The sequence below is a fragment of the Collinsella aerofaciens genome, from assembly GCF_015546965.1.
Taxonomy (GTDB): Bacteria; Actinomycetota; Coriobacteriia; order Coriobacteriales; family Coriobacteriaceae; genus Collinsella; species Collinsella aerofaciens_X.
Genome location: NZ_JADMUF010000002.1, coordinates 271,542 through 292,142, shown reverse-complemented (window position 1 = coordinate 292,142; position 20,601 = coordinate 271,542). Strand labels below are relative to the sequence as shown.

20 protein-coding genes and 1 tRNA gene are annotated in these 20,601 nt (G+C 57.5%); 14 read left to right on the top strand and 7 right to left on the bottom strand.

The genetic code is table 11. From position 1 onward, the window contains the following. Positions 1-2: 2 nt before the first annotated feature. The 5 genes from I1M21_RS03010 to I1M21_RS02990 all read left to right on the top strand — a co-directional run bounded on the left by I1M21_RS03010 (position 3) and on the right by I1M21_RS02990 (position 4,077). Complete coding sequence (locus I1M21_RS03010; RefSeq protein WP_195192355.1) at positions 3-1,181, top strand: cysteine desulfurase family protein; 1,179 nt, start codon at positions 3-5, stop codon at positions 1,179-1,181. After that, on the top strand, positions 1,178-1,987 hold the full coding sequence (locus I1M21_RS03005; protein WP_195192354.1) for a Nif3-like dinuclear metal center hexameric protein: 810 nt from the start codon (positions 1,178-1,180) through the stop codon (positions 1,985-1,987). Before I1M21_RS03010 ends, I1M21_RS03005 begins: the two co-directional genes overlap by 4 nt. Further along, positions 1,984-2,703: a zinc ribbon domain-containing protein gene (locus I1M21_RS03000; protein WP_195192353.1), complete on the top strand. Its 720-nt coding sequence runs from the start codon at positions 1,984-1,986 to the stop codon at positions 2,701-2,703. Before I1M21_RS03005 ends, I1M21_RS03000 begins: the two co-directional genes overlap by 4 nt. A 2-nt stretch (positions 2,704-2,705) precedes the next feature. Next, positions 2,706-3,920: a bifunctional phosphopantothenoylcysteine decarboxylase/phosphopantothenate--cysteine ligase CoaBC gene (gene coaBC, locus I1M21_RS02995; RefSeq protein WP_229025540.1), complete on the top strand. Its 1,215-nt coding sequence runs from the start codon at positions 2,706-2,708 to the stop codon at positions 3,918-3,920. A gap of 80 nt (positions 3,921-4,000) precedes the next feature. Further along, a tRNA-Pro gene (locus tag I1M21_RS02990) sits at positions 4,001-4,077 on the top strand. A gap of 911 nt (positions 4,078-4,988) precedes the next feature. Here the strand turns inward: I1M21_RS02990 and I1M21_RS02985 are convergent. After that, positions 4,989-5,612: a DUF1648 domain-containing protein gene (locus tag I1M21_RS02985; protein ID WP_195192352.1), complete on the bottom strand. Its 624-nt coding sequence runs from the start codon at positions 5,610-5,612 to the stop codon at positions 4,989-4,991. 220 nt (positions 5,613-5,832) lie between these two features. Here I1M21_RS02985 and I1M21_RS02980 point away from each other — a divergent pair, with 220 nt between their 5' ends. Beyond that, positions 5,833-7,647: an ABC transporter ATP-binding protein gene (locus tag I1M21_RS02980; protein WP_229025539.1), complete on the top strand. Its 1,815-nt coding sequence runs from the start codon at positions 5,833-5,835 to the stop codon at positions 7,645-7,647. 1 nt (position 7,648) lies between these two features. After that, complete coding sequence (locus I1M21_RS02975) at positions 7,649-8,074, top strand: hypothetical protein (RefSeq protein WP_195192350.1); 426 nt, start codon at positions 7,649-7,651, stop codon at positions 8,072-8,074. A 1,145-nt stretch (positions 8,075-9,219) separates the two neighbouring features. On the opposite strand, the gene I1M21_RS02970 is transcribed toward I1M21_RS02975, so the two are convergent. Then, positions 9,220-10,011 carry a 7beta-hydroxysteroid dehydrogenase gene (locus I1M21_RS02970; protein ID WP_006236005.1) on the bottom strand — a complete coding sequence of 264 codons (792 nt, stop codon included), beginning with the start codon at positions 10,009-10,011 and terminating at the stop codon, positions 9,220-9,222. Between the two features lie 665 nt (positions 10,012-10,676). Between I1M21_RS02970 and I1M21_RS02965 the strand changes: the two genes are divergently transcribed. From I1M21_RS02965 to I1M21_RS02940, 6 genes are all read left to right on the top strand, one after another. Beyond that, positions 10,677-11,381 (top strand): CDP-alcohol phosphatidyltransferase family protein, encoded by a 705-nt coding sequence (locus tag I1M21_RS02965; protein ID WP_195192349.1) that lies wholly within the window; start codon positions 10,677-10,679, stop codon positions 11,379-11,381. 65 nt (positions 11,382-11,446) lie between these two features. Continuing rightward, positions 11,447-11,881 (top strand): FHA domain-containing protein, encoded by a 435-nt coding sequence (locus tag I1M21_RS02960; RefSeq protein ID WP_195192348.1) that lies wholly within the window; start codon positions 11,447-11,449, stop codon positions 11,879-11,881. A 3-nt stretch (positions 11,882-11,884) separates the two neighbouring features. After that, on the top strand, positions 11,885-12,763 hold the full coding sequence (gene ftsR / locus I1M21_RS02955; protein ID WP_195192347.1) for a transcriptional regulator FtsR: 879 nt from the start codon (positions 11,885-11,887) through the stop codon (positions 12,761-12,763). 40 nt (positions 12,764-12,803) lie between these two features. Beyond that, entirely contained in the window at positions 12,804-13,334 is a 531-nt protein-coding gene (locus I1M21_RS02950; protein ID WP_195192346.1) for an adenine phosphoribosyltransferase, read from the top strand. Positions 13,335-13,366: 32 nt separating this feature from the next. Further along, a complete protein-coding gene (locus I1M21_RS02945) occupies positions 13,367-14,482 on the top strand; it encodes a coiled-coil domain-containing protein (protein WP_195192345.1) in 1,116 nt (371 codons plus the stop codon). 178 nt (positions 14,483-14,660) lie between these two features. Further along, positions 14,661-15,527: a DegV family protein gene (locus I1M21_RS02940; RefSeq protein WP_195192344.1), complete on the top strand. Its 867-nt coding sequence runs from the start codon at positions 14,661-14,663 to the stop codon at positions 15,525-15,527. A 72-nt stretch (positions 15,528-15,599) separates the two neighbouring features. On the opposite strand, the gene I1M21_RS02935 is transcribed toward I1M21_RS02940, so the two are convergent. Both I1M21_RS02935 and I1M21_RS02930 read right to left on the bottom strand, forming a co-directional pair. After that, entirely contained in the window at positions 15,600-16,211 is a 612-nt protein-coding gene (locus tag I1M21_RS02935; protein WP_195192343.1) for a DUF1836 domain-containing protein, read from the bottom strand. Between the two features lie 154 nt (positions 16,212-16,365). Continuing rightward, positions 16,366-17,304, bottom strand: coding sequence for an NAD(P)/FAD-dependent oxidoreductase (locus I1M21_RS02930; protein WP_195192342.1), 939 nt, complete (start codon positions 17,302-17,304; stop codon positions 16,366-16,368). Positions 17,305-17,423: 119 nt separating this feature from the next. Between I1M21_RS02930 and I1M21_RS02925 the strand changes: the two genes are divergently transcribed. Beyond that, positions 17,424-18,725 (top strand): MGDG synthase family glycosyltransferase, encoded by a 1,302-nt coding sequence (locus I1M21_RS02925; RefSeq protein WP_195192341.1) that lies wholly within the window; start codon positions 17,424-17,426, stop codon positions 18,723-18,725. A gap of 453 nt (positions 18,726-19,178) precedes the next feature. Here the strand turns inward: I1M21_RS02925 and dut are convergent, their stop codons facing one another. The 3 genes from dut to I1M21_RS02910 are packed head-to-tail and all read right to left on the bottom strand — an operon-like array spanning position 19,179 to position 20,571. Then, a complete protein-coding gene (dut, locus tag I1M21_RS02920) occupies positions 19,179-19,622 on the bottom strand; it encodes a dUTP diphosphatase (protein WP_195192340.1) in 444 nt (147 codons plus the stop codon). Between the two features lie 4 nt (positions 19,623-19,626). Beyond that, a complete protein-coding gene (gene nrdR, locus I1M21_RS02915; protein ID WP_055285168.1) occupies positions 19,627-20,070 on the bottom strand; it encodes a transcriptional regulator NrdR in 444 nt (147 codons plus the stop codon). A 51-nt stretch (positions 20,071-20,121) separates the two neighbouring features. Continuing rightward, positions 20,122-20,571 carry a LysM peptidoglycan-binding domain-containing protein gene (locus tag I1M21_RS02910; RefSeq protein WP_229025538.1) on the bottom strand — a complete coding sequence of 150 codons (450 nt, stop codon included), beginning with the start codon at positions 20,569-20,571 and terminating at the stop codon, positions 20,122-20,124. Between the last annotated feature and the right edge of the window lie 30 nt (positions 20,572-20,601).

Genomic DNA, 20,601 nt, shown 5'->3' with positions numbered 1-20,601 from the left:
TTATGACCGCAGGTCAAAACCGCATACCCGTGAATCTTGACTATGCCGCCTCGACGCCCATGCGCGCCGAGGCGCTCCTTGCGCAGCGCGAATATGACGACAGCGAGCTTGCCGGCGTCAACCCCAACTCGCTGCATTCGCTCGGCCGCAAGGCCGCCGCACGCCTGGAAGTTGCCCGTCGCGAGATCGCCCGTAGCTTTGGCGTACGTGTTCGCCCGTCCGAGATTATCCTTACCAACGGCGGCACCGAGGCCAACCAGCTGGCGCTGCTCGGTCTTGCCGAGGGCGCCCGTCAGCGCGATCGCAAACGCGATCGTGTCATCGTTTCGGCCATCGAGCACGATTCGATTCTGGATAACCTGCCACTGCTGCGTGCCGCCGGCTTTACCGTCGACCTGGTACAGCCCTGCCGCGCAGGATACATTGAGCCCGCTGCGCTCACGGAGCTGCTCGGCGACGACGTGGCGCTTGTGAGCATTATGGTCGCCAACAACGAGACCGGCGTGGTGCAGCCCATCCGCGAGCTGGCCGCCGCCGCACATGCTGCCGGCGCCTTGTTTCATACCGATGCCATCCAGGGCTACTTGCATATTCCGCTCGATGTCACCGAGCTGGGCGTCGATGCCATGACCGTTGCCGCGCACAAGATCGGCGGCCCCGTGGCATCCGGTGCGCTCTACCTTAAGAACCGCACGCCGCTGCGCCCCCGAATCTTTGGCGGTGGACAGGAAGCCGGCCGTCGCGCCGGTACGCAGGATCTGCGCACGCAGCTGGCTTTTGCCGCTGCCGCTTCCGTACTGCTGCCGAATGTAGGCCGGGAGCGCGCGATGCTGCAGGCCCTGTCCGATAAGCTCTACGCCACACTTACGGCCCATCCTCGCATTCACGCTACGATGGGCGACTACGCGCAGGCAGATCGTCTGCCGGGCATGGTTTCGATCTACGTCGACGGCATGGACTCCGAGGAGCTCATCATCAAGCTCGATGCCGCCGGCTTTGAGGTTTCGGCCGGATCGGCTTGCTCGAGCGGCAACATGGATCCGAGCCACGTGCTCAGCGCCATGGGCATCGGTCGCGAGCAGGCGCTGGGCGCACTGCGTATTTCCTTCGATGACCGCGTGAATCCGGGCGATCTGGACGACTTTGCCCAGACGCTGCTCTCGATCGTAGGTGCCGCATGATCGTCGCCGAGCTTGAACGTGCGCTGCTGTCACGCTACCCAAAGGCGGATGCCGAGGGCTGGGATCATGTTGGGCTATCTGTGGGCAATCCCGCTGCAGAGATCCGCGGTGTTGCCTGCGCGCTCGACGCGACCGAGGCCAACGTACGCCGCGCTCTCGAGGCCGGCGCCAACGTGCTGCTGACGCATCATCCCATCTACATCAAAGCGCCCGAGGCCTTTTGTCCGGCCGATTCCGCGCGCCCACAGTGTAGCGCTGCGCTGTACGAGGCAGCTCGTTGCGGCGTGAGCATTATCTCGCTCCATACCAACCTGGACCGCTCGCACGAAGCGCGCGTTCGCCTGAGTGAGTTGCTGGGCGCTGAGCCCATGAGCTCGCTGGAGCATGTGGACGAGCCTGAGCTCACCGGTCTGGGCGCGCTCGCGACCCTCCACGACGCCTGCAACCTGTGTGATTTCGCCAACCGTGCCGCCACGGCGCTCGGCAGCGACCCGCGCGTATGGGGCGATGCCGAGCGCCCGTGCCGCACCGTCGCCATTCTGGGCGGCTCCCTCGGCGATTTTGGAGAGCTTGCCATCGCCGCAGGCGCAGATGTTATTGTGACGGGCGAGGCGGGCTACCACGTGGCGCAGGACCTTGCCCTGCGCGGACTGAGCGTGATTCTGCTCGGCCACGACCGCTCCGAGGAGCCGTTCGTTGATATATTGATGAACTCTGCAGTTGACGCCGGGGTCGACCCCCGTCATGCGATTAAAATACTGAACCCTTGCCAATGGTGGACTGTGACAAAAGGAGAGAACTTATGAGCGCCGGCGCTACGCTACTCAAGCTGCAACAGATCGATTTGGAGCTCGCCCGTAACAAGAGCGAACTTGCCAATATGCCGGAGCTCAAGGAGCTCGCTTCCAAGCGCAAGACCTACGTTAAGCTCAAGGCCGAGATGACCAAGCTCTACGCCCAGCGCAAGGATCTGGACATTGAGCTCGACGATCTCAACACCACTGAAATCCAGACCAACAACGCCATCGAGGCTGCCAAGAAGCGTCACGTCGACGGTTCTGACTACCGCGAGGTTCAGGACCTGGAGAACGAGCTCGCCACCCTGGCCAAGCGCCTGGACAAGATCGAGCACACCCGCAAGGACGTCGTCATCGCCCATAAGGAGGCGCTCGACCGCGAGGCTCGCGCTCAGGCCATCATCGCCAAATTCGAGGAGGGCGTGAAGGCCGATACCAAGGCCGCCCGCGCCAAGGCCGCCGACCTGCAGGCCCAGATTGACGCCGCCACCAAGGAGCGCACCTCCCTTGCCGCCACGCTGCCGACCGACGTGCTCACCGACTACGAGCGCCTGCTCAAGCAGTTCCGCGGCCTGGCCGTCGAGACCATCCAGGGCAACATTCCCACCATCTGCCACACCGCGCTGCAGGCATCGTCCATGAGCGACCTCAACCACGACGGTAGTGAGATCGCGCACTGCCCGTATTGCCACCGCCTGCTGGTGCTTCCCAGCAAGGAAGCCTAACGATGACGGCGGCACCCAACAATTCAATGCAACTTGAGGGGAAAACGATCCTGCTGGGTATTACCGGCGGGATCGCCGCCTATAAGTCGTGCAATATCGTGCGCCTGCTCCAAAAGCGCGGCGCACGCGTCAAGGTCGTTATGAGCGAGCATGCCACGGAGTTTGTGGGGCCGCTCACCTTCCGTGCGCTCACCAACGAGCCCGTCGCCGTAGGTCTGTTCGACGACCCCTCCGACCCCATCCACCACATTTCGCTTGCGCAGGAGCCCGACCTGGTGGTCGTGGCGCCTGCGACGGCCAATATCATCGCCAAGATGGCCAACGGCATCGCCGATGACCTCATCTCCACCACGCTGCTTGCCACGCCGCGACCCATCGTGATTGCACCCGCCATGAACAGCGGCATGTGGAAGGCGCCGGCGACGCAGGCCAACATGGCCACGCTGCGCGACCGTGGCGTCCATGTGGTGGGACCCGGCAACGGCTACCTTGCCTGCGGCGACGTGGACACGGGACGCATGAGCGAGCCCGAGGACATTGTCGAAGCCATCTGCGAGGTGCTCAATCCCGTGCCGCAGGACCTGGCGGACAAGCGCATCGTGATCACCGCCGGCCCCACGCATGAGTCAATCGATCCGGTGCGTTTTATCGGCAATCGGTCGTCGGGCAAGATGGGCATCGCCCTGGCGGGGGAGGCTGCTCGCCGCGGTGCTGAGGTCACGCTTGTGCTGGGACCGACATCGCTCGATGTTCCCCGAGGTGTAGAGTGCGTGCGGGTGCAGACCGCCGCAGAGATGCTGCAGGCGGCGTTAAACGCCTTCCAGACGGCCGATGCGGCCATTTGCGCGGCCGCTGTCGCCGACTACACCCCCGCGGCCCCTGCCGACCATAAACTCAAAAAGGCCAACGAACGCTTGGATCGTATCGAGCTCGTCGAGACCGTTGATATTTTGGCCGAGCTCTCGCGCCAGAAGGGCGATCGCCGTGTGATCGGGTTTGCGGCCGAGACTGATAACGTCGTCGAGTACGCCGAGCGTAAATTGACCCGCAAGGGCTGCGATGCCATTATCGCCAACGACGTCTCGCGTGCCGATTCGGGTTTTGGAACCGATACCAACAAGGCGTGGATTGTGAGCACAATGGGCGTGCGGGAACTTCCCGTACTCACAAAACCCCAGCTCGCAGATACAATTTTGGACTTGCTCAAAAATAATTAAAAAAGTTCTTGCGCAAGGGTAAAGTTTCGGGTTAATATACTCCCTGTTGCGAGCGAGAGCAGAGCAACAAACAAAAGCTTCGGGACGTGGCGCAGCTTGGTAGCGCACTTGACTGGGGGTCAAGGGGTCGCTGGTTCGAATCCAGTCGTCCCGACCAGAAGTTTGCAGGTCAGGCACCTAGTGCCTGACCTTTTTTGTTTAAAGCAACGGCGTGATCTTGCTTAGGGCAACAACTTGCTTAATCAATACGATTCGCGCATCAAAACCTGTACATCACCCTCCAAAACCAACATTTTTTGGCATCTTTGGGGGCTGATGTACACAAATGCGAGTCCTCGTGCCGCCCAACAACGCCCTCCACATGTCTGGACTCTCTATGCTTGCGCCGTGCGCCTACGGCAAGACCCCTCAAGACGGCGCGACGCGGTCAGCAGGTCGGGCGCCCTGTCGCACGTGGCATGGCTGTGTGGTTGTGTTTGTTAACGTCGTGATTGCGGATTTGCTCACGTCCTTTTTCGAAATTGAGGGTCAAAATTTTTCGGTTTCGAGCTCGGCCACGGCCGGAGCAAGACGTACCACCTCATCAGGTCGGGAGAGATTGACTCGTACAGGCTCGGCAGGTAGCTCCTGGTGTCGAGGGAGTCTGTGGACGCCTACATCGAGTCGAGGAGCGGCAGGAAATGACGGCAGCGACCGCCCCGTGGAACGCCCGCCACGAAAGCCGCCCATCTACTACGTTTGTTCGGCATCCCCCGACCATACCGTTTTTGGCAAAAAGAAAACTGCAGGTAGACGGCCTGCGGATTTTGCGAAATCCAGGGCATGGTCGGCAGGTCGGGGTTAAACGTAGTAGATGGGCCGGTTTCGTGGCGGCGGCATCCCGCACGACAGGCCCGGGGCGCCCGGAAGCGGGATGGAGGTGGAGGGATGGGATTCGCGCCCTCTAATCCTCGGCGGACCAATCGAGTCCGAACTCCTTTCGGACATCCTCTTCGCTTATGACTTCGAGGAGGTCTCCAGACGACCAGCTCAACGTGCCAATCTTTATGTCCTTATGAGTAATTCAACTCATAAGGACTGGCTATCCCTAACCAGTGACACAATCCCAAACGCACAGAACAGAATCATCAGTCCGATCATCGCATAAGAGGCAGCCGAACCTTCAAGCACTATTCCGCAAAGAACAATCTCCGCGCCGCCAATGAGCACTGTTATCAGGCGCTCTGCCTTTTTGCTCCCGCCGCTCGCATAAAAAGGAGGCAAAGCGCACAAAATCATATATAGTCCGGGAAGGGAATACGGGATCGATAGTCCAACTCCTCCATCTACCGCAGCGTTTTGCGTAAGAATCAACTGAACCCACACGACAGTTATCACTGAACAGGTTGTCGATAAAAGAAGGCCAGAAATATAGCACGCAAGAAAGTCCCGCCACATTCGAACAGAGAGATCCGCGAACTCTCTTCGCCGCGTGGAAACAATAAGGTACGTAGAAATTGCAATAGAACCAATCAGAGAAAGCAGCGGAACGACCAGCAATTCAAACTTATTTCCCCACCGATCAACCACACCCCCACTCCAATGAGCTGGAATTGTATCAGGGAGGGCCGACCAAGCCACCCATAGAATTAGAAATGGAAGAATAGAGAGGATGAAGGATGATAACACTGCAGTATTTTTTGAGACCCTCATGGATTCCGCATCTCCTTGTGCGCTCGCATTCCACTCCGTCTTAAAACAACTGAAATAATAACTTGCATGCAAATTCAAGTTAAAAATCTATGTGGTCGATATGCCGTTAAACCCGCATATCGATACCGCTCAGCCATTCGCCTCGCCCCCGTCGCACGTATCTTCATCCGGTCTGTTACTTTTAATCTAACAATTCTTTGAGGAACGTAGGTGCTTCTAAATGTACTGTCGACTTCTTCTCAAACTAATCCTAAGAGACAAGGCCGTATGGATCTCCACGCTCGTTCTTGCCGCAGCCTTCTCCATCCCCATCTCGTTCAATTCACCCATCTACGGGCCCTTCTTTATGAAGCAGGGCATGCAGAGCTTTGTCGACGCATTCAATACGCGCGCACCCCAGGCCAACGGCACAGACCTATCGCCAGAGCAGCAAGCTGACGCGGAGCTTGCAAGATACGCGAACGCCGCCCTTGCCGCTCAAACCGACGCCGCCTTTCTCGATTCTGCCGAGAGCTACTACGCGCTCATGGACGAAGGCTTCCAATCCGGGTCCATCGTGGGAGACCGAGAGACCAATGACGCAGCGCTCGCATATTGCCGTGCCCTGAGCAGCTCCGGCATCACGGATATCCCGGCCTCCGCAAACGACCTGCCATTCCTTTCCTTCCTGCCTTACGCCATTGCCGCGGCGCCGTCTTTCCTTCCCTTCATCCCCTTCCTTCTCTCGTCGATACTCGCGCTCGGCGCCACAAGGCCCGGGACCCTGGCGGCAAAGGCGCCCGTGGCCAAATTCCGGCGCCTTATCCAGATCGTGTTTTCGATAATCGGCGCGGGGACCGCGATGCTCATCGCCGGCCTTGCGCCCGGGGGTATCTACGCCTTGGCCCTAAACGGCTTCGGGCAAATCGGGTACCCGATCGCCCTCTTCCATAACGGCGCGCTTGCCACCACGACCGCGGGAAACGTCTTCACGACCCTGCTTCTCGCGCTGCTTGCGGGCGGAACCTTGATATCCGTTTGCTCCGTCGTCCTATCGACCGCAACGAGGCGCGTCCTCGCAGGCCCCCTTGCCTCAGCGCTGCTTGTCGCGGCCCCGGCATTCCCGTTACTGTCCGATTCGGCACTAGGGCATAATGCCGCGCTCAAGCTCCTGCCGCTGGCCGTGTTCTCGCCTATCGAGGCAACGGGCTACGTAGGATGCTTCCCGACAGAATTCATTGGCTCCGGTTCAGGCAGCGCATCGATGCTTGCCGTGGCCCTGGCATACGTCGCGGTCCTTTTTGCGGTCGGAGCCGTTGCGGCACGTTCGCCCAAACAGGCTGGACCCGCTAAAAAGCACCATGGGCTCGAGCTTCTAGACGCGAGCGTGGGATACGGGAGCACGACGATACTTTCAATCGGATCGCTTCTCCTGAGCCCGGGAACGGCGGCGGGCCTCGTCGCTCCCAACGGCTCGGGGAAAACCACCCTTCTTGAAGCGCTGTCGGGCCAATTTCCCACCCGCATCCGCTCGGGAAGCCTGTTGGCAGACGGAATCTGCCAGCGTCAATCAGCCGAATTTGCAGAACTCGTCTACCTGAGCTCTTCAGGCAGCGCGGATCTCTACCCCACGCTATCGGCCCTCGAGCACCTTGCTTTCGTTAGGGAGGCGTGGAAATCGGCCGCCGACATCGACTCGCTCTGCGACTCCCTCGGAATCTCCCCATATCTCGACAAGCCGACCCGTAAACTCTCGACAGGAATGAAGCAGCAGGTAAAGCTTGCCATGGCGATAGCGACCGATTGCCCGTACCTCATCCTCGATGAACCGCTGAACGGCCTCGACCCGGGAAAACGGAAAACCTCCTGCGACGCGATGCGCAGCGAAGTGGCGCGGGGACGCAGCGTGCTCATTTCAAGCCATCTACTCGACGACCTGGCAGACCTCACCAACTCGTTCTACTTCATCGAGGCCGGCACACTCGTGGAAAAGATCGAGTCGTCCTCGCAAACGCTCAAGCAGGAATACCTCGATACATACGAGGGAGGTGAATGACATGAAGACCGGCTCCGCCAAAATACCCATTGCGCTGGCGTTATTGGTCGCGATAATCGCAATCGCAGTCTCCGCCGTATCCATAAAAGATGCGAACAACTTGAAACGTGGCATTTCCGAAGGGTTCCGCCTAGACGGAGTGTACCGAGACCGGGATACCGGCTTAACCCAGCTCTCCTTCCTTGGGGAAGACGAAAACAGGTGGCAAATCGTCGACAGCAATGGAAATGTGACCGACGGTTCATTTGAGACAACCGGCGATCCGAACATCTTCATGTTGGCCGACCAATCAGGAGATGATTACGGATTTGTCCACCTGGCTTACGCCTCCGCAGACGGAAACCAAGGAAGCCTTTATTTGAACACCGGAACGTCGGTGCTCGAATTTGACAAGGTAACCAGCGGCCCGGCTTTCGTCGTGCCGTAAATGCAAATCGAGCGTCATGAGAGAAGAGGGGACTGGCCTTGCCAGCCCCCTCTTCCTTTTACGGCCAAACGTCCAGTTCGTGAACGGAATCGCAGTACCGATGCAATTCCTATACCCTGTTCCTGTGCGCGACATCGAATTGCTCACGCTGTCGATTGAGATCGTTGAGCCCTTTCGTAAGTGCCGTCTTGCTCTCGGGCGAGCTCATCGATGCCCACGTTCACGTTCGGTTGCCGTCCCAAAGCCTCGTCTATAATGATGGGATGGTCTTTCTCAACTGACCGAACCGTAGCAAATCAGGAAATCCCTGCCGCAAAGATTGCGGCCATATCCTCGGGCGAGATTGATGGTTCGCCTGACATCTCTCTTGTTCGCCTTCATGTCGTCCTCCTTGTCTATTCGACAAGGATTGACCGAAAAACTGGATTTCATCTTCTCATGCCGCCGTGGCATCCAACACATTTCCGCAATCTCGGAAGCATCAAGTCAGCGGCGGAATATATAAGACCGGTTGATCTGACAAAAAAGAAGGAGAGGCATTACGCTCCTCCTTCTGGACAGCCTGCATCCCGGTTCCCTGCCTGCCAGTTCGCCCTCCCCGAAACCCTCGGGGCGCTATGGGGTCGAGCCCCTCCGCATGGAAAATTCTATCGCGGCCATGCCCGCTATGCATGTCACGCACACCACGCCAAACGTCAGGTTTACCAGCCGGGACTGAGCCCTCTTTCGAGAGCAGGGTTATATTAGCATCTACAAACTCGAAAAACCCTGCCGCATTCGAGGACTACCGAGAAAACGGTCTACATCCTTGAATATCAACTTCAACCGAACACCTCCCGCATTCACCCGTACATGTACGGGTGAATGCGGGAATCCGATACCCTGGGGACCGGACCGGCCGGCCCACTGGGCACGAGCGGGACACGGTCCAGAGGATGCCGGAGCGCGGGGTCCCGTGCGGGGAGATCGCGAGGGAGCCGGGCAGGTCGCCCTCGACGATGAGCGCAGAGATACCGTCGCGCCCACCCACGAAAAGAGGGTTCCCTCGCAGGCGCCGCATCCGCACGCCCCCGCAAAGAAACCCTCGCACTCGCATCTCTACCTGCGAACCCGCACGTGCCCTCGCGCACGCGCCGCGGCAGCCGCTAGTCGCGGTAGAACGAGCCCATGTAGCGGATGTACTCGTCCTCGGTGTGGTTGGCCTTCCAGTCGTGGACGGAGTCCTTGTTGCGCTGGCCGGCGATGACGGAGAGCTCCTTACCCAGCTTCTCAAAGGCCTCGTCGACGCACTCCTCGGGGGTGAGGGCGATCTTCATGACGGCCTCGCCCTGCGGGCCGCCGGGGAGGTTGGACAGCAGGCTGGGGGTTAGGGTGGTGCCGAGGGTGATGACCTCGACGTCGACGCCGGTGCCCTCGCACTCGCAGGCCACGGCCTCGGTCATCTTGAGGATGAAGGCCTTGCCCGCGCCGTACTGGCCGTTCCAGGGGCTGGAGCTGATGCCGGTCATCGACGAGACGTTGATCACGGCGCCGCGGTCCTGGGCAGCAAAGATCCGCATGTAGTGGTGGAAGCACTTGAGGAAGGTCACGACGTTGACGTTGATCATGGCCTCGTGCTTCTCCCAGGGGGTGTCCTGGATCTTGCCGAAGCTGTGCAGGCAGGCCACGTAGCTCATGAAGCCCATGTCCAGGCCCTCGGTCGCGGCGAAGACGGTCTCGGCAGCGCCGGGCTGGCTGAAGTCGGCGCGCACGACCTTGGTCTCCACGCCGTAGGTCTCACGGATCTCGCCGGCGAGCACGTTCAGCTTCTCCTCGCGACGGCCGACCATGACGACGTTCATGCCGCCGGCGGCGATCTTCTCGCAGAACGCCTTGCCGACGCCCTCGGTCGCGCCCAGGATCAGGCCCCACTCACCGTACTTCTCCCTCAGGTTCATACTGCATCCTCTCTCTCGATGCCCATGCGGGCACCTCTCCTTTAGCGTGCGGCCGCTCAGCCGCATACGGTGCGCCATTATGCGCTGAACAAGAGGGGAGTGCGTTCACGACTCTGCGAACGAACCCAAAACAACGATGAACGGTGTCGGTCTATCACCACAATGAAACCCTTGCAGTATCGAGAGGGGAGGTGCTGGCGGGTGGAACCAAAAGGCGAACGCCGCCATCTCTAGCTCCACCTTATCGGGTTTCCCGTCGCAAGCGATGCTTCAAAGAGCTTGCGCAGCGAAACGTTGGCGAAGGTCCAGGACCACGCTTTGCTGCTGCCCACTGTGACTCGGCCCTCGGCTCTGCGTAGAACCCGAAGCCGCTTTTGCAGTCGATGCGATTGACCCCGTCGAGGTCGGTGAGGGTGTAGCTTTCGCCCTCTCCATCCTGGCTCGAGCGTCCCTTGCGCTCGAAAGCAAAGTGACTTGACGCGAAGAGCACCTCACCAGCGCCGTTATTTTTTGGCATCTTTGGGGGCTGATGTACACAGATGCGACTCCACGTGCCGACCAGCAACGTCCTCCACATGTCTGGACTCTCTATGCTTGCGCTGGATAGACATCGCTAGAACGGGTATAGTATCGAAAGTTTTGTCGTTTACCAGCGGGGGAGTCCTGTGGGCATCAAGAAGAAGATCAAAAAGGAGCTTATCGGCACTTCCGATTACCCGTCGAATAAGATCTTTACGATCTCCAATTTCATTACCTTTACGCGCCTGGTCCTCACGCTTGTTTTCCTGTACCTGTTTGTGACGGACAACAACCGTGTCGTCGCCATTGTCATCTATGCCATCGCGGCTTCCACCGACTGGATGGACGGCCAGATTGCCCGCATGACCAAAACGGTCTCGTGGCTCGGCAAGGTCATGGATCCCATCTGCGACCGTGCGCTGCTGTTTACCGGTGTGCTGGGCCTGGTAGTCCGCGGCGAGCTTCCCATCTGGGTCTGCGTGCTCATTATCGGTCGCGATATCTACCTGGGCATCGGCACGCTCATTGTGCGCCATTACCACCCTCGCCCCATTGACGTCGTCTTTCCCGGCAAGATTGCCACGGCGCTGCTCATGACCGGTTTCTCGCTCATGCTGCTGGGCTTTCCCGTTATTGACGGCCTGCATCTTTTACCTTCAACCCTTACGGCCTTCCCGGGCCTCAACGGAAGCTCGGTGCCCCTCGGCATCTTCTTTGTGTACGGCGGCGTGATCTTCTCCATGCTCACGGCTGTCATCTACTCCATTAAGGGCGGAGTGACCATTAAACAGGCTCTCGCGCATCCCGAGGACGAGGACATCGACTTTCTGAACCCTGAAATCGAAGACTGATTCGTTGGGGTATGATTACGTACGGTTCATTATTTGCGGCATGTCCGCGTTAGTTAGGGGTAGTCATGGATAACATGGTTAACAATACGCCTCAAAACGATAAGGCCGCCGACGCTACCTGCGTATTCCGGGTGCCTTCGAGCGATGTCACCGTTCCCGACCTTATGGCCAACGTGCGCATCACCGCTCCCGTCCTGTCCATCGTCAAGGGCCCGCAGACCGGTGCCGCCTTTGAGCTCGAGGACGACGTGACCACGATCGGGCGCGATCCGGCGAACGGCATTTTCCTCAACGATATGACCGTGTCACGCAGCCACGCGCGCATTATTCGTGAGGGCATGGGCGCTCGCATCGAGGACCTGGGTTCGCTCAACGGCACGTGGGTCGATGGCGCTATCGTCAACGCCGCCCCGCTGCACGACGGTTCTTCCGTCCAGATCGGTACGTTTACGCTCATCTACCACGAGAGCACGCCGGAGCGCATCGAAACCGGTGAGTAGGGCATGGCCGAACGCAACTATCTGAGTATCGGCCAAGTCGTCAACCTGCTTCGAGGCGCATACCCCGATCTTTCAAACTCCAAAATTAGATTTCTAGAAGATGAGGGGCTCATTACCCCTCATCGTACGCCTAAGGGATACCGTCAGTACTCCAAGGAGGACGTTGATCGCCTGGAGGTCATTCTGCACCTGCAGAAGACCCGCTACATGCCGCTCAACGTGATTAAGCAGCGCCTGGAAAACGCCACGGACCTGTCAACGCTCGCCTACGAGGTGGGCTTGCTGTCCGATGTTCCACTCAAGACGGAACCCAAGGAGACTAAGCAAAAGCTACATCCCATCGAGACCATTCCCGATATGCTGGGCATCGAGATTTCGTTTATCCGCTCGCTCGCCGAGAACGACCTCATTCGCATCATCAAGAGTCCGCAGAATCGTGAGCTCGTCGATGGTCGCGATTTTCCGATCATCCGTTACTGCTCCGAGCTGTCACGCTTCCATATCGAGCCGCGCAACCTGCGTCAGTACGTGTCTTCCGCCAACCGCGAGTCCTCGATGTTTGAGCAGGTGCTCGTGAGCATGCTCGGCATGGATACCTCCGATGACGAGCGCGATGCCAAGCTCGAGCGTGCGTTTAAGAAGCTTCACGACCTGACGGAAGGTGTGCACACTGCGCTGCTCAAGAACCGCGTTTTTGAGTCGCTCAACGCCGTGGTCGAGGACGCCGACATCGATGCACTCGATGAGGAAATCACTCGCTCCGAGTCCACCAAGGCCAAAAACGAAGAGACAGCCGCTCCGGCTTCGCACGAGGATTCTCTCGTAAAACCGCTCAAGGTCGTCGCCCCTTCGCAATCCGGCACCGCCACCGCGGGCAAATAACCGCTGCCGAAGTTTCGGCAACCCATTGAAAGGTCATGTAATGTACGACTTCGAATCTCAAATCGTCGACATCCCCGACTATCCCGAGCCCGGAGTCATCTTTAAAGACATCACGCCGCTCTTCGGCAATCCCGAGGCGCTCAAAGCCATGACCGATGCCCTCGCCGAGCACTTTGCCGGCATGGGAATCACCAAGGTCGTGGGTCCCGAGGCTCGCGGCTTTATGGTTGGCGTACCGGTGGCTGTAGCCCTTGGCGCCGGCTTTGTTCCCGCACGTAAACCGGGCAAGCTGCCGCGCGAGACCGTGAGCCAGAACTACGAGCTCGAGTACGGAACGGATTCCATTGAGATCCATGCCGACGCTATCAGCTCTAAAGATACCGTGTTGATTCTGGACGACTTGGTCGCGACGGGCGGAACCGTCGAGGCAACAGGTAAACTGGTGCGAGATATGGGCGCAAAGCTTGTCGGTTACGGTTGTATCCTTGAGCTTGCGTTTCTCAACCCGCGCGAGAAGCTCACGCCGTCTGATGACGATGTGGAGCTCTTTAGCCTGGTAACGGTTGACTAGCCGCTACCCTTAGATACCGGAAAGGAAGCTACATGCGCACAGCAAATACGCACAAAAACATGGCACGCTGCGCTGCTACGGCAACCCTCGCTTGTGTTTTGGGCCTGGGCCTCGTGGCTCCGGCTTACGCCGATACCGCATCCGACCTTGCCGCTGCTCGAACTAAACTCGAGCAGATTGGCACCCAAACCCAGCAAATTCATGAAGAACTCTCCGCACAGACGCAGGAGCTTGATCAGACTGCAGGCGAGATCACGCAAAAGCAGCAAGAGATTGCCGAAGGTCAGGCAAAGCTTTCGAGCTATGTTGCCGGTGAGTACAAGACCGGCGGTCTGAGTCTCCTTCAGGTTCTGACGGGCGTCGACGATCTGGGCGACATGCTCAACCGTCTCTTCTACTACGGTAAGGTGTCCGACAAGCAGGCCCAGACCATTCAGGAGGTCAAGGACCTTAAGCAGCAGCTCACCGATAAGCAGACCGAACAGGAGAAGAACGTCGCCGCGACGCAGAAGAAGGTCGACGAGCTCAACGCCCAGCAGGCTGAGGCCCAGAGTGTCGTGAACTCCCTGGATTCGCAGCTGCAGGCCGAGCTTGCTGCCGAGGCCGAGGCCAACGCTGCGCTGCAGGCTGGCATTAATGCCAGCACCGCCGAAAAGGCCACGGTGAGCAATGACACCGCCGGTACGACCGAGAACACCAACAATGGTGGCGGTACGACCAACAACGGCGGCGGCAACACGCCCGCGCCCGCGCCCGCTCCCACGCCGCAGCCCTCTACGCCTGCTCCTGCTCCCACGCCTTCGGCACCGAGCCAGTCCGTTGACGGCGGTTCCGTTGTTTCTCGCGCTTATAGCAAGCTTGGTTGCGCTTATTCCTGGGGCGGCATTGGCCCGAACAGCTTTGACTGCTCCGGCTTTGTAAGCTACTGCCTCACCGGCCGTTATTGCCGCCTTGGCACCACTGGTACCTTCATGGGCTGGACCCGTGTGTCCGATCCCCAGCCTGGCGACGTCGTTGTTAACTCTTACCACACCGGCATCTACATTGGCAACGGCCAGATGATCCATGCTTCCGACTACAGCACGGGCGTTATCATCAGCTCCGTCGCAGCCGGTATGAACAACAACTACATCTTCGTACGCTATTAATTTATTACTACAGCGAACGAACGTGGGCCTCGCGATCTTGAATCACGAGGCCCATTCTTTTTGCCCCTACCGTTTGCCATAAGATCAGTACGGCTATCTAGTATTCAAAACTAGATAGCCGTCCAAACAATCAAAAAGATGGCTATAATTGTTGGGGAACAATTAGAAAGGACCCTCAATGAGCTGGGCACTCATCTCCGATTCGAGCTGCAATCTTCGCGATTGGCAACCAACCGCACCTCATACCACCTTTGCATTTGCACCCCTTAAGATCCGAGTGGGGGAGCGTGAATTCGTTGACGACCTCTCGCTCGATGTTCACGAGCTTAATGTTGCCATTCAATCGGAAGCCGACGCATCATCGAGCGCCTGCCCAAGCGTAGGGGAGTGGGCTGAGCTCTTTAAGCTCGCTGACAAGACGATTTGCATGCCCATCTCCGAGGGCGTCTCGGGTAGCTACAATGCCGCGGCCACCGCGCGTGACATGGTGCTTGCCGAAGAGCCCAACCGTCAGATTCATTTGGTTAACTCGCGAGCCGCAGGTGGCAAAATGGATCTGATCTTCTTGCTGTTCGACCGCTATCTTGCGAGCAACCCGGACGTTTCCTTTGAAGACGCCTGCGCTTACTTCGATAGTCTCGAGCAAAACAGCAAGATTCTCTTTAGCCTGTGTAATTACGAAAACCTTGCGAAGGCCGGACGCATTCCTAAGGCAGCCGGCGTCATTGCCAACAAGCTCAATATCCGCATTTTGGGCACGGCGAGCGACGCGGGCAAAATTGAACTCGTTGGGCACACGCGTGGCGAAAAGAAGATGCTCACCAAGATTGTCGACACCATGGAGGCCGAGGGTTTCACGGGCGGCGAGGTCATCATCGATCACGTTGAGAACGAAGCTGGAGCCCAGGCGCTTGCCGATCGCATTGTCGAGCACTGGCCCGGCTCCAAGACTATCATCATGCCCTGTAACGGGCTAGATTCCTATTACGCCGAGATGCGCGGTCTCATCATCGGTTACGGCATGGGCGTAGCTTCGGGCCGATAATGTCCAACTAGTCAAACGCGCGGGCGGGATAAGGGGCCAGTGGCTCTTTATCCCGCCCGTCTTATACCTCAGTTAGCTATTAAACCCATTAAACTTGAGATAGCTCATCAGGTACGCCTTCGAAACGAAGGACGATACTGCACTGCGTACGAGCAGCGACTCGCGCGTAACCTGATGTGCGGTATCGGGCACGGGAGTCTGCTCGACGGAAAACGCCGAACGAATCGATGCCTCGAGCTGATCGACAACATAATCAAAGGCGGTCGGAGCGTCGTAGCTCAAGCGCTGAATATTAAAAAGCGCCTGAACCGCAGCGATGGGCAGCACCTGCTTAAAAATACAAATGGCGATGAGACGCGCAATCTGCTCACGGCCATACTGCTTTTTAACCGGAGCAGGAACGAGACCGACCTTCACGTAGTTATTGATCATTGAAGGCGTGATAACAGGCTGCTCTACGCAAATCGAAAGCGGCTCCATCCACAGAGCAACATATTCAATAACCTGATCGCGATAGAGCGTTACATTGGGCAGCTGGTCATAGCGTGGCAGGCTCAAAGCGTTGAGTTTACCCACCATATCGGACTGAATAAATGCGTCCGGCAGCACCGTCGGCTGAATATCATCCGGCTTAATACTGACCGATGTATCGGACATCGGGATAACATGTTTGACGTGGTTCATAAAGGGCCTCCGTTCGTTTTATATATTGTATTCTAGGTTATCTAGTTTTGCATATCACATAGCCGCTAAGTAAAAGTGGTTGGACAGCACATTGAAGCACCGTTCAACCACTTTGTTTAAAGATAGCAACCTTACATAAGATATATTATCGTACTTATCCGCGTAGGAAAGCGTATGCGCTGGTTGCTGCTATGGCTCCGTCCGAAACGGCGGTCACAACCTGGCGTAAACGCTTGGAACGGATATCGCCGGCTGCGAATAAGCCGGGCGTACGGGTAGCCATCGAATCGTCGGTAAGGATGCCGCCGTCGGGAGCCAGATCGACTAGATGCTCAACAAGTTCGGTATGTGGCTGCGTGCCGGTAAAGACAAAAATGCCAAATGAGCCAGGTTCAAAGGATTCAGTGTACATTTCACCAGTCGCATTTTCCTTGAATGTAATTGTCGTGGGCATCGCTTCGCCAGAAAGCTCAACAATACTAGTTTGGTACCTAACTGAAATATTGTCCTTAGCAAGCACTTTATTCACAACGCCCTCGGGTGCACGGAACTGATCGCGACGCAGCACGATGGTCACGCTGCTGGCAATGTCGGACAGGAACAGCGCCTCCTCACATGCCGAATTGCCGCCTCCGATAACAAAGACCTGCTTGCTACGGAAGAACATGCCGTCACACGTCGCGCAATACGAAACGCCACGACCGCGATACGTGTCCTCGCCAACAAAACCCGCAGGACGTGGCGTGGCGCCCATGCACGCAATGACACTCTTGGCCGCTGTGTCGCCCATATCATGATGGATGGTAAATTGACCCGCATCGGCATCGTAATCGACGCCTGTTACCATACTCCATTCAACCTGAGCCCCCAGGCCTTCAGCATGCTGTTGAAACCGCTCACCAAGTTCGGCGCCGCTCAGCAGTGGAATACCAGGATAATTCTCAATCTCGTTGCTCGTGGCAATCTGTCCGCCCGACATGCCCTGCTCAAGGACAGTCGTCGTTAGGTTGGCACGCGCCGCATAAATGGCTGCAGCATAGCCCGCAGGGCCGCCACCGATAATCGCAACATCGATTGTCTGATCGGTAGTCATGAAGAGTCCTCTCGTCGAAACGTTGTCGTTCTTTGCGCTCATACCCAAATTTACGTGAACGTGACACTCATGCACTACAATGATAAATTCCGTGTTACAACGTCGAAGGGGAGTTATCGATGGATCAGACGCAGACGAGCGACGACGCTCCCCTGCTCACGCACAGCACTCCTCAATCGGAGCAAACCACGCTCTTGGCACAGCAAAAACCTCTCGTGACCATCGTGCACGCCTCGGTCGGCTCGGGTCACAAGGCCGCCGCAAATGCGATTGCGCAAGCATTCGACCTCATCCGCGGCACCAATGGCATCCCCGAGGATGTTGAGATTGAAGTGCTCGATATCCTTGATTTTGGACGTATTAAATTCGACGGCAATAAGACCGCGGCTTCTTTTACGGGAGCCACGCGCCCCATTTACGACCTGACCTGGCGATATACGCTTACGGGACATCTTCTCTGGGGTGGCGGCACGGCATGGTCGCGAATTATGTTCCCCGCCTTCAACGAATATATTCGTAGCCGCAGGCCCATAGCTGTGGTCGCAACGCACATCACAGCAGCCAATGTTGCCGTGGGCGCCCGCGTAATTACGGGTATCGATTATCCCGTCATCTGCGTACCGACCGACTACGAAGTCGAGGGCTGGTGGCCCCACAAGGACACCGATCTGTTCTGTGTTGCCAACGAATTTATGGCCGAAACGCTGCGTCCGCGCAAGGTACCCGAGTCAAAGATTCGCATTACCGGCATTCCTATTCGCGCCGGATTCGACACGGATTACGATCGCGAGGAAGAGCTAGCCAAGTTCAACCTCCCCACCGACAAGACCGTCGTGCTGGTAATGGCCGGTGCCAGCTTGCCTCAGCCTTACGTCCGCTTTCGCGCGGCGATGGACCACACACTCCCCTTCCTGCGAAGCTTCGAAGACATGCACTTTGTCTTTTTGCCCGGCAAAGACGTGGAGTATGCCACCCGGCTGAAGACGCTCTTCGATGCCATGAAGCTCGAGAACGTCACGGTGTTGGATTATGTCGACGACATGGCAGCCCTCATGCACGGCTGCGACCTGGCAATCCTCAAATCGGGCGGGCTAACTGTTACCGAATGCCTGTGCGCACACCTGCCGATGATCCTGCTGGGCAAGTCATATGGCCAGGAAAAAGCCAACACCACTATGCTCACCGGCATGGGCGCCAGCATGCACGTCACCACGGCACGAGAGCTCATCGTGACGTTGCGACATCTCCACGATCATCCGGAGTCGCTCAAGGCATTGCTCATCAACGGCGAAGTGCTGCGCCGTCCCCGCGCAGCCGAAGACATCGCCATCGCCACGATGGAGCTCGTAGACAAACCCCAAAAGCGCAAACGAGCCTTCTGCCGCTTCTACTGGGGCGAAAAACCCGCGCACATCCGCTAGCGTCTTAATGTCCGCTTACCTGTGGGAGGCCCCTATATATCATCCCGTGCTCAAACATTCTCGCTTCGCAGTGGCGCACTAATCCCACCCGTCCGGGGCTCACCCATATCATTCCATGCTCAAACATTCTCGCTTCGCTGCGCTCGCTGCGAAACTGCGCGTGGAACGATATGGGTGAGCCCCGGACGGGGGCCTTTTTGCTTGAGAACAAATAGCAATCTTTCTAGCAAGCCGATCAGACAAAGAAACAGCACCTTTGTCGGATCGGCTTGCTAGAAGGTTCAATCTTATCACCTTTTGCTGGAGAAGCCGTTACCGTAGCTAACATGTAAACGAAGCTCACCCGTTGGAGGGCCCTATATATCGTCCCACGCGCAGTTTCGCAGCGAAGCGAGAATGTTTGAGCATGGGATGATATATAGGGCCCTCCAACGGGTGAGCGGACATAACAATCTAAGCTAAACCGGAAGAGCCGAAACCGCCGGCTCCTCGGTCGGTTTCGTCTAGTTCTTGTACTTCTACGAGATTGACCGTGGGGACTTCTTGGATGACGAGCTGGGCGATGCGGTCTCCTTTGTTGATTTTGATGTTGTTCTTGGGGTCTAGGTTAATGAGGATGACTTTGAGCTCTCCTCGGTAGTGAGCATCGATGAGACCGGGCGTGTTGACTATAGACAGGCCCTGCTTAATGGCCAGGCCGCTGCGGGGCTGGACGAAGCCGGCGTAGCCATCGGGCAGGGCGATGGCAAGCCCAGTAGAGACCAGACGGCGTTCGAAGGGCTTCAGAATGCAATCCTCGTTGGAACGCAGGTCCAAACCGGCATCCGTAGGATGGGCGTATTTGGGAAGCTCGACGGTTGGGTCGAGACGTTTAATGTTAACGGTAATGTTGGACATGAAATCACCTTAGCTTGTCGAGCTCTTGCAGAAACTCGTCGACGTCTTTGAAATCGCGATAGACCGAGGCAAAGCGGATGTAGGCCACTTTATCAATCTTGGCCAACCGTTTAAGAACCATATCGCCCAGTTCGTGAGACGTAACGGCCGTGAGGGTACGGGAGCGAAGCTCAACCTCAATATCGTCAATGATCTCGTTGAGCTTTTTAGTGTCGATATCTCGCTTGATCGTGGCGCGCATCAAACCGACCAGCAACTTATTGCGATCGAACCGTTGCTTGGATCCGTCTGACTTAATGACCTCGATAGGGTCTTCACAACGCTCAAATGTCGTAAAGCGATAATTGCATGAGCAGCATTCGCGACGGCGCTTGATGGTGTTATTAGATTCCTGCATGCGGGAATCAACGACGCGGGTATGTGCCTTGCCGCACTTGGGACAGCGCATGGTACCTCCTCTAAAACGATTACAAGGGTACCATGCGACGGTGCTTAAATCTTAGGAACGAGCGGGAACTTTAAGATGCGCACCGGCATCGATCGAGCCATGCTCCAGGTGATTGACGTTGCGGATCATGTCGGAAGTCTCTTGCGTGGAAAGGCCTTCGATTGGATATTCCTCGGCAAGAGACCAAAGAGAATCGCCAGGCTGAACGCGAATAGTCTCGTAGGTAACGTTGGAAACGGACTCGGCATACGCGGCGTGACGAGCGCTAAAGACCGACGTAGCGAGGACAACGAAGAGCGTAAGCGCAACGGCAACGGCGACAATCGTCGGAACCTTCAGGGCAACGCGAGCCGGCGCGACTACAGCCTGCTGATTGCGAGCAGGCTTTACGGTCAAAGGCTGAAAGCCGGAGCGGCCACCCTGAACAACCGTAAAAGTGGGTTCTGCAGGCGTCTCGAGCTTAAGGGCAAGGTTTCCCTGGACCATATTCGTTGCGTTCATCATGTTCTCCTCTCGCGTGTTTTGCTGAGA

Excerpts from the sequence above, each read along its gene's own strand:
- I1M21_RS02950 (WP_195192346.1), top strand. The coding sequence starts at position 12,804 with ATGTACGACTTCGAATCTCAAATCGTCGACATCCCCGACTATCCCGAG.
- I1M21_RS02925 (WP_195192341.1), top strand. The coding sequence starts at position 17,424 with ATGGATCAGACGCAGACGAGCGACGACGCTCCCCTGCTCACGCACAGC.
- I1M21_RS02945 (WP_195192345.1), top strand. The coding sequence starts at position 13,367 with ATGCGCACAGCAAATACGCACAAAAACATGGCACGCTGCGCTGCTACG.
- dut (WP_195192340.1), bottom strand. The coding sequence starts at position 19,622 with ATGTCCAACATTACCGTTAACATTAAACGTCTCGACCCAACCGTCGAG.
- I1M21_RS02935 (WP_195192343.1), bottom strand. The coding sequence starts at position 16,211 with ATGAACCACGTCAAACATGTTATCCCGATGTCCGATACATCGGTCAGT.
- ftsR (WP_195192347.1), top strand. The coding sequence starts at position 11,885 with ATGGCCGAACGCAACTATCTGAGTATCGGCCAAGTCGTCAACCTGCTT.
- I1M21_RS03005 (WP_195192354.1), top strand. The coding sequence starts at position 1,178 with ATGATCGTCGCCGAGCTTGAACGTGCGCTGCTGTCACGCTACCCAAAG.
- I1M21_RS02960 (WP_195192348.1), top strand. The coding sequence starts at position 11,447 with ATGGATAACATGGTTAACAATACGCCTCAAAACGATAAGGCCGCCGAC.
- I1M21_RS02940 (WP_195192344.1), top strand. The coding sequence starts at position 14,661 with ATGAGCTGGGCACTCATCTCCGATTCGAGCTGCAATCTTCGCGATTGG.
- I1M21_RS03010 (WP_195192355.1), top strand. The coding sequence starts at position 3 with ATGACCGCAGGTCAAAACCGCATACCCGTGAATCTTGACTATGCCGCC.
- I1M21_RS02980 (WP_229025539.1), top strand. The coding sequence starts at position 5,833 with ATGTACTGTCGACTTCTTCTCAAACTAATCCTAAGAGACAAGGCCGTA.
- I1M21_RS02910 (WP_229025538.1), bottom strand. The coding sequence starts at position 20,571 with ATGAACGCAACGAATATGGTCCAGGGAAACCTTGCCCTTAAGCTCGAG.
- I1M21_RS02970 (WP_006236005.1), bottom strand. The coding sequence starts at position 10,011 with ATGAACCTGAGGGAGAAGTACGGTGAGTGGGGCCTGATCCTGGGCGCG.
- I1M21_RS03000 (WP_195192353.1), top strand. The coding sequence starts at position 1,984 with ATGAGCGCCGGCGCTACGCTACTCAAGCTGCAACAGATCGATTTGGAG.
- nrdR (WP_055285168.1), bottom strand. The coding sequence starts at position 20,070 with ATGCGCTGTCCCAAGTGCGGCAAGGCACATACCCGCGTCGTTGATTCC.
- I1M21_RS02985 (WP_195192352.1), bottom strand. The coding sequence starts at position 5,612 with ATGAGGGTCTCAAAAAATACTGCAGTGTTATCATCCTTCATCCTCTCT.
- I1M21_RS02930 (WP_195192342.1), bottom strand. The coding sequence starts at position 17,304 with ATGACTACCGATCAGACAATCGATGTTGCGATTATCGGTGGCGGCCCT.
- coaBC (WP_229025540.1), top strand. The coding sequence starts at position 2,706 with ATGACGGCGGCACCCAACAATTCAATGCAACTTGAGGGGAAAACGATC.
- I1M21_RS02975 (WP_195192350.1), top strand. The coding sequence starts at position 7,649 with ATGAAGACCGGCTCCGCCAAAATACCCATTGCGCTGGCGTTATTGGTC.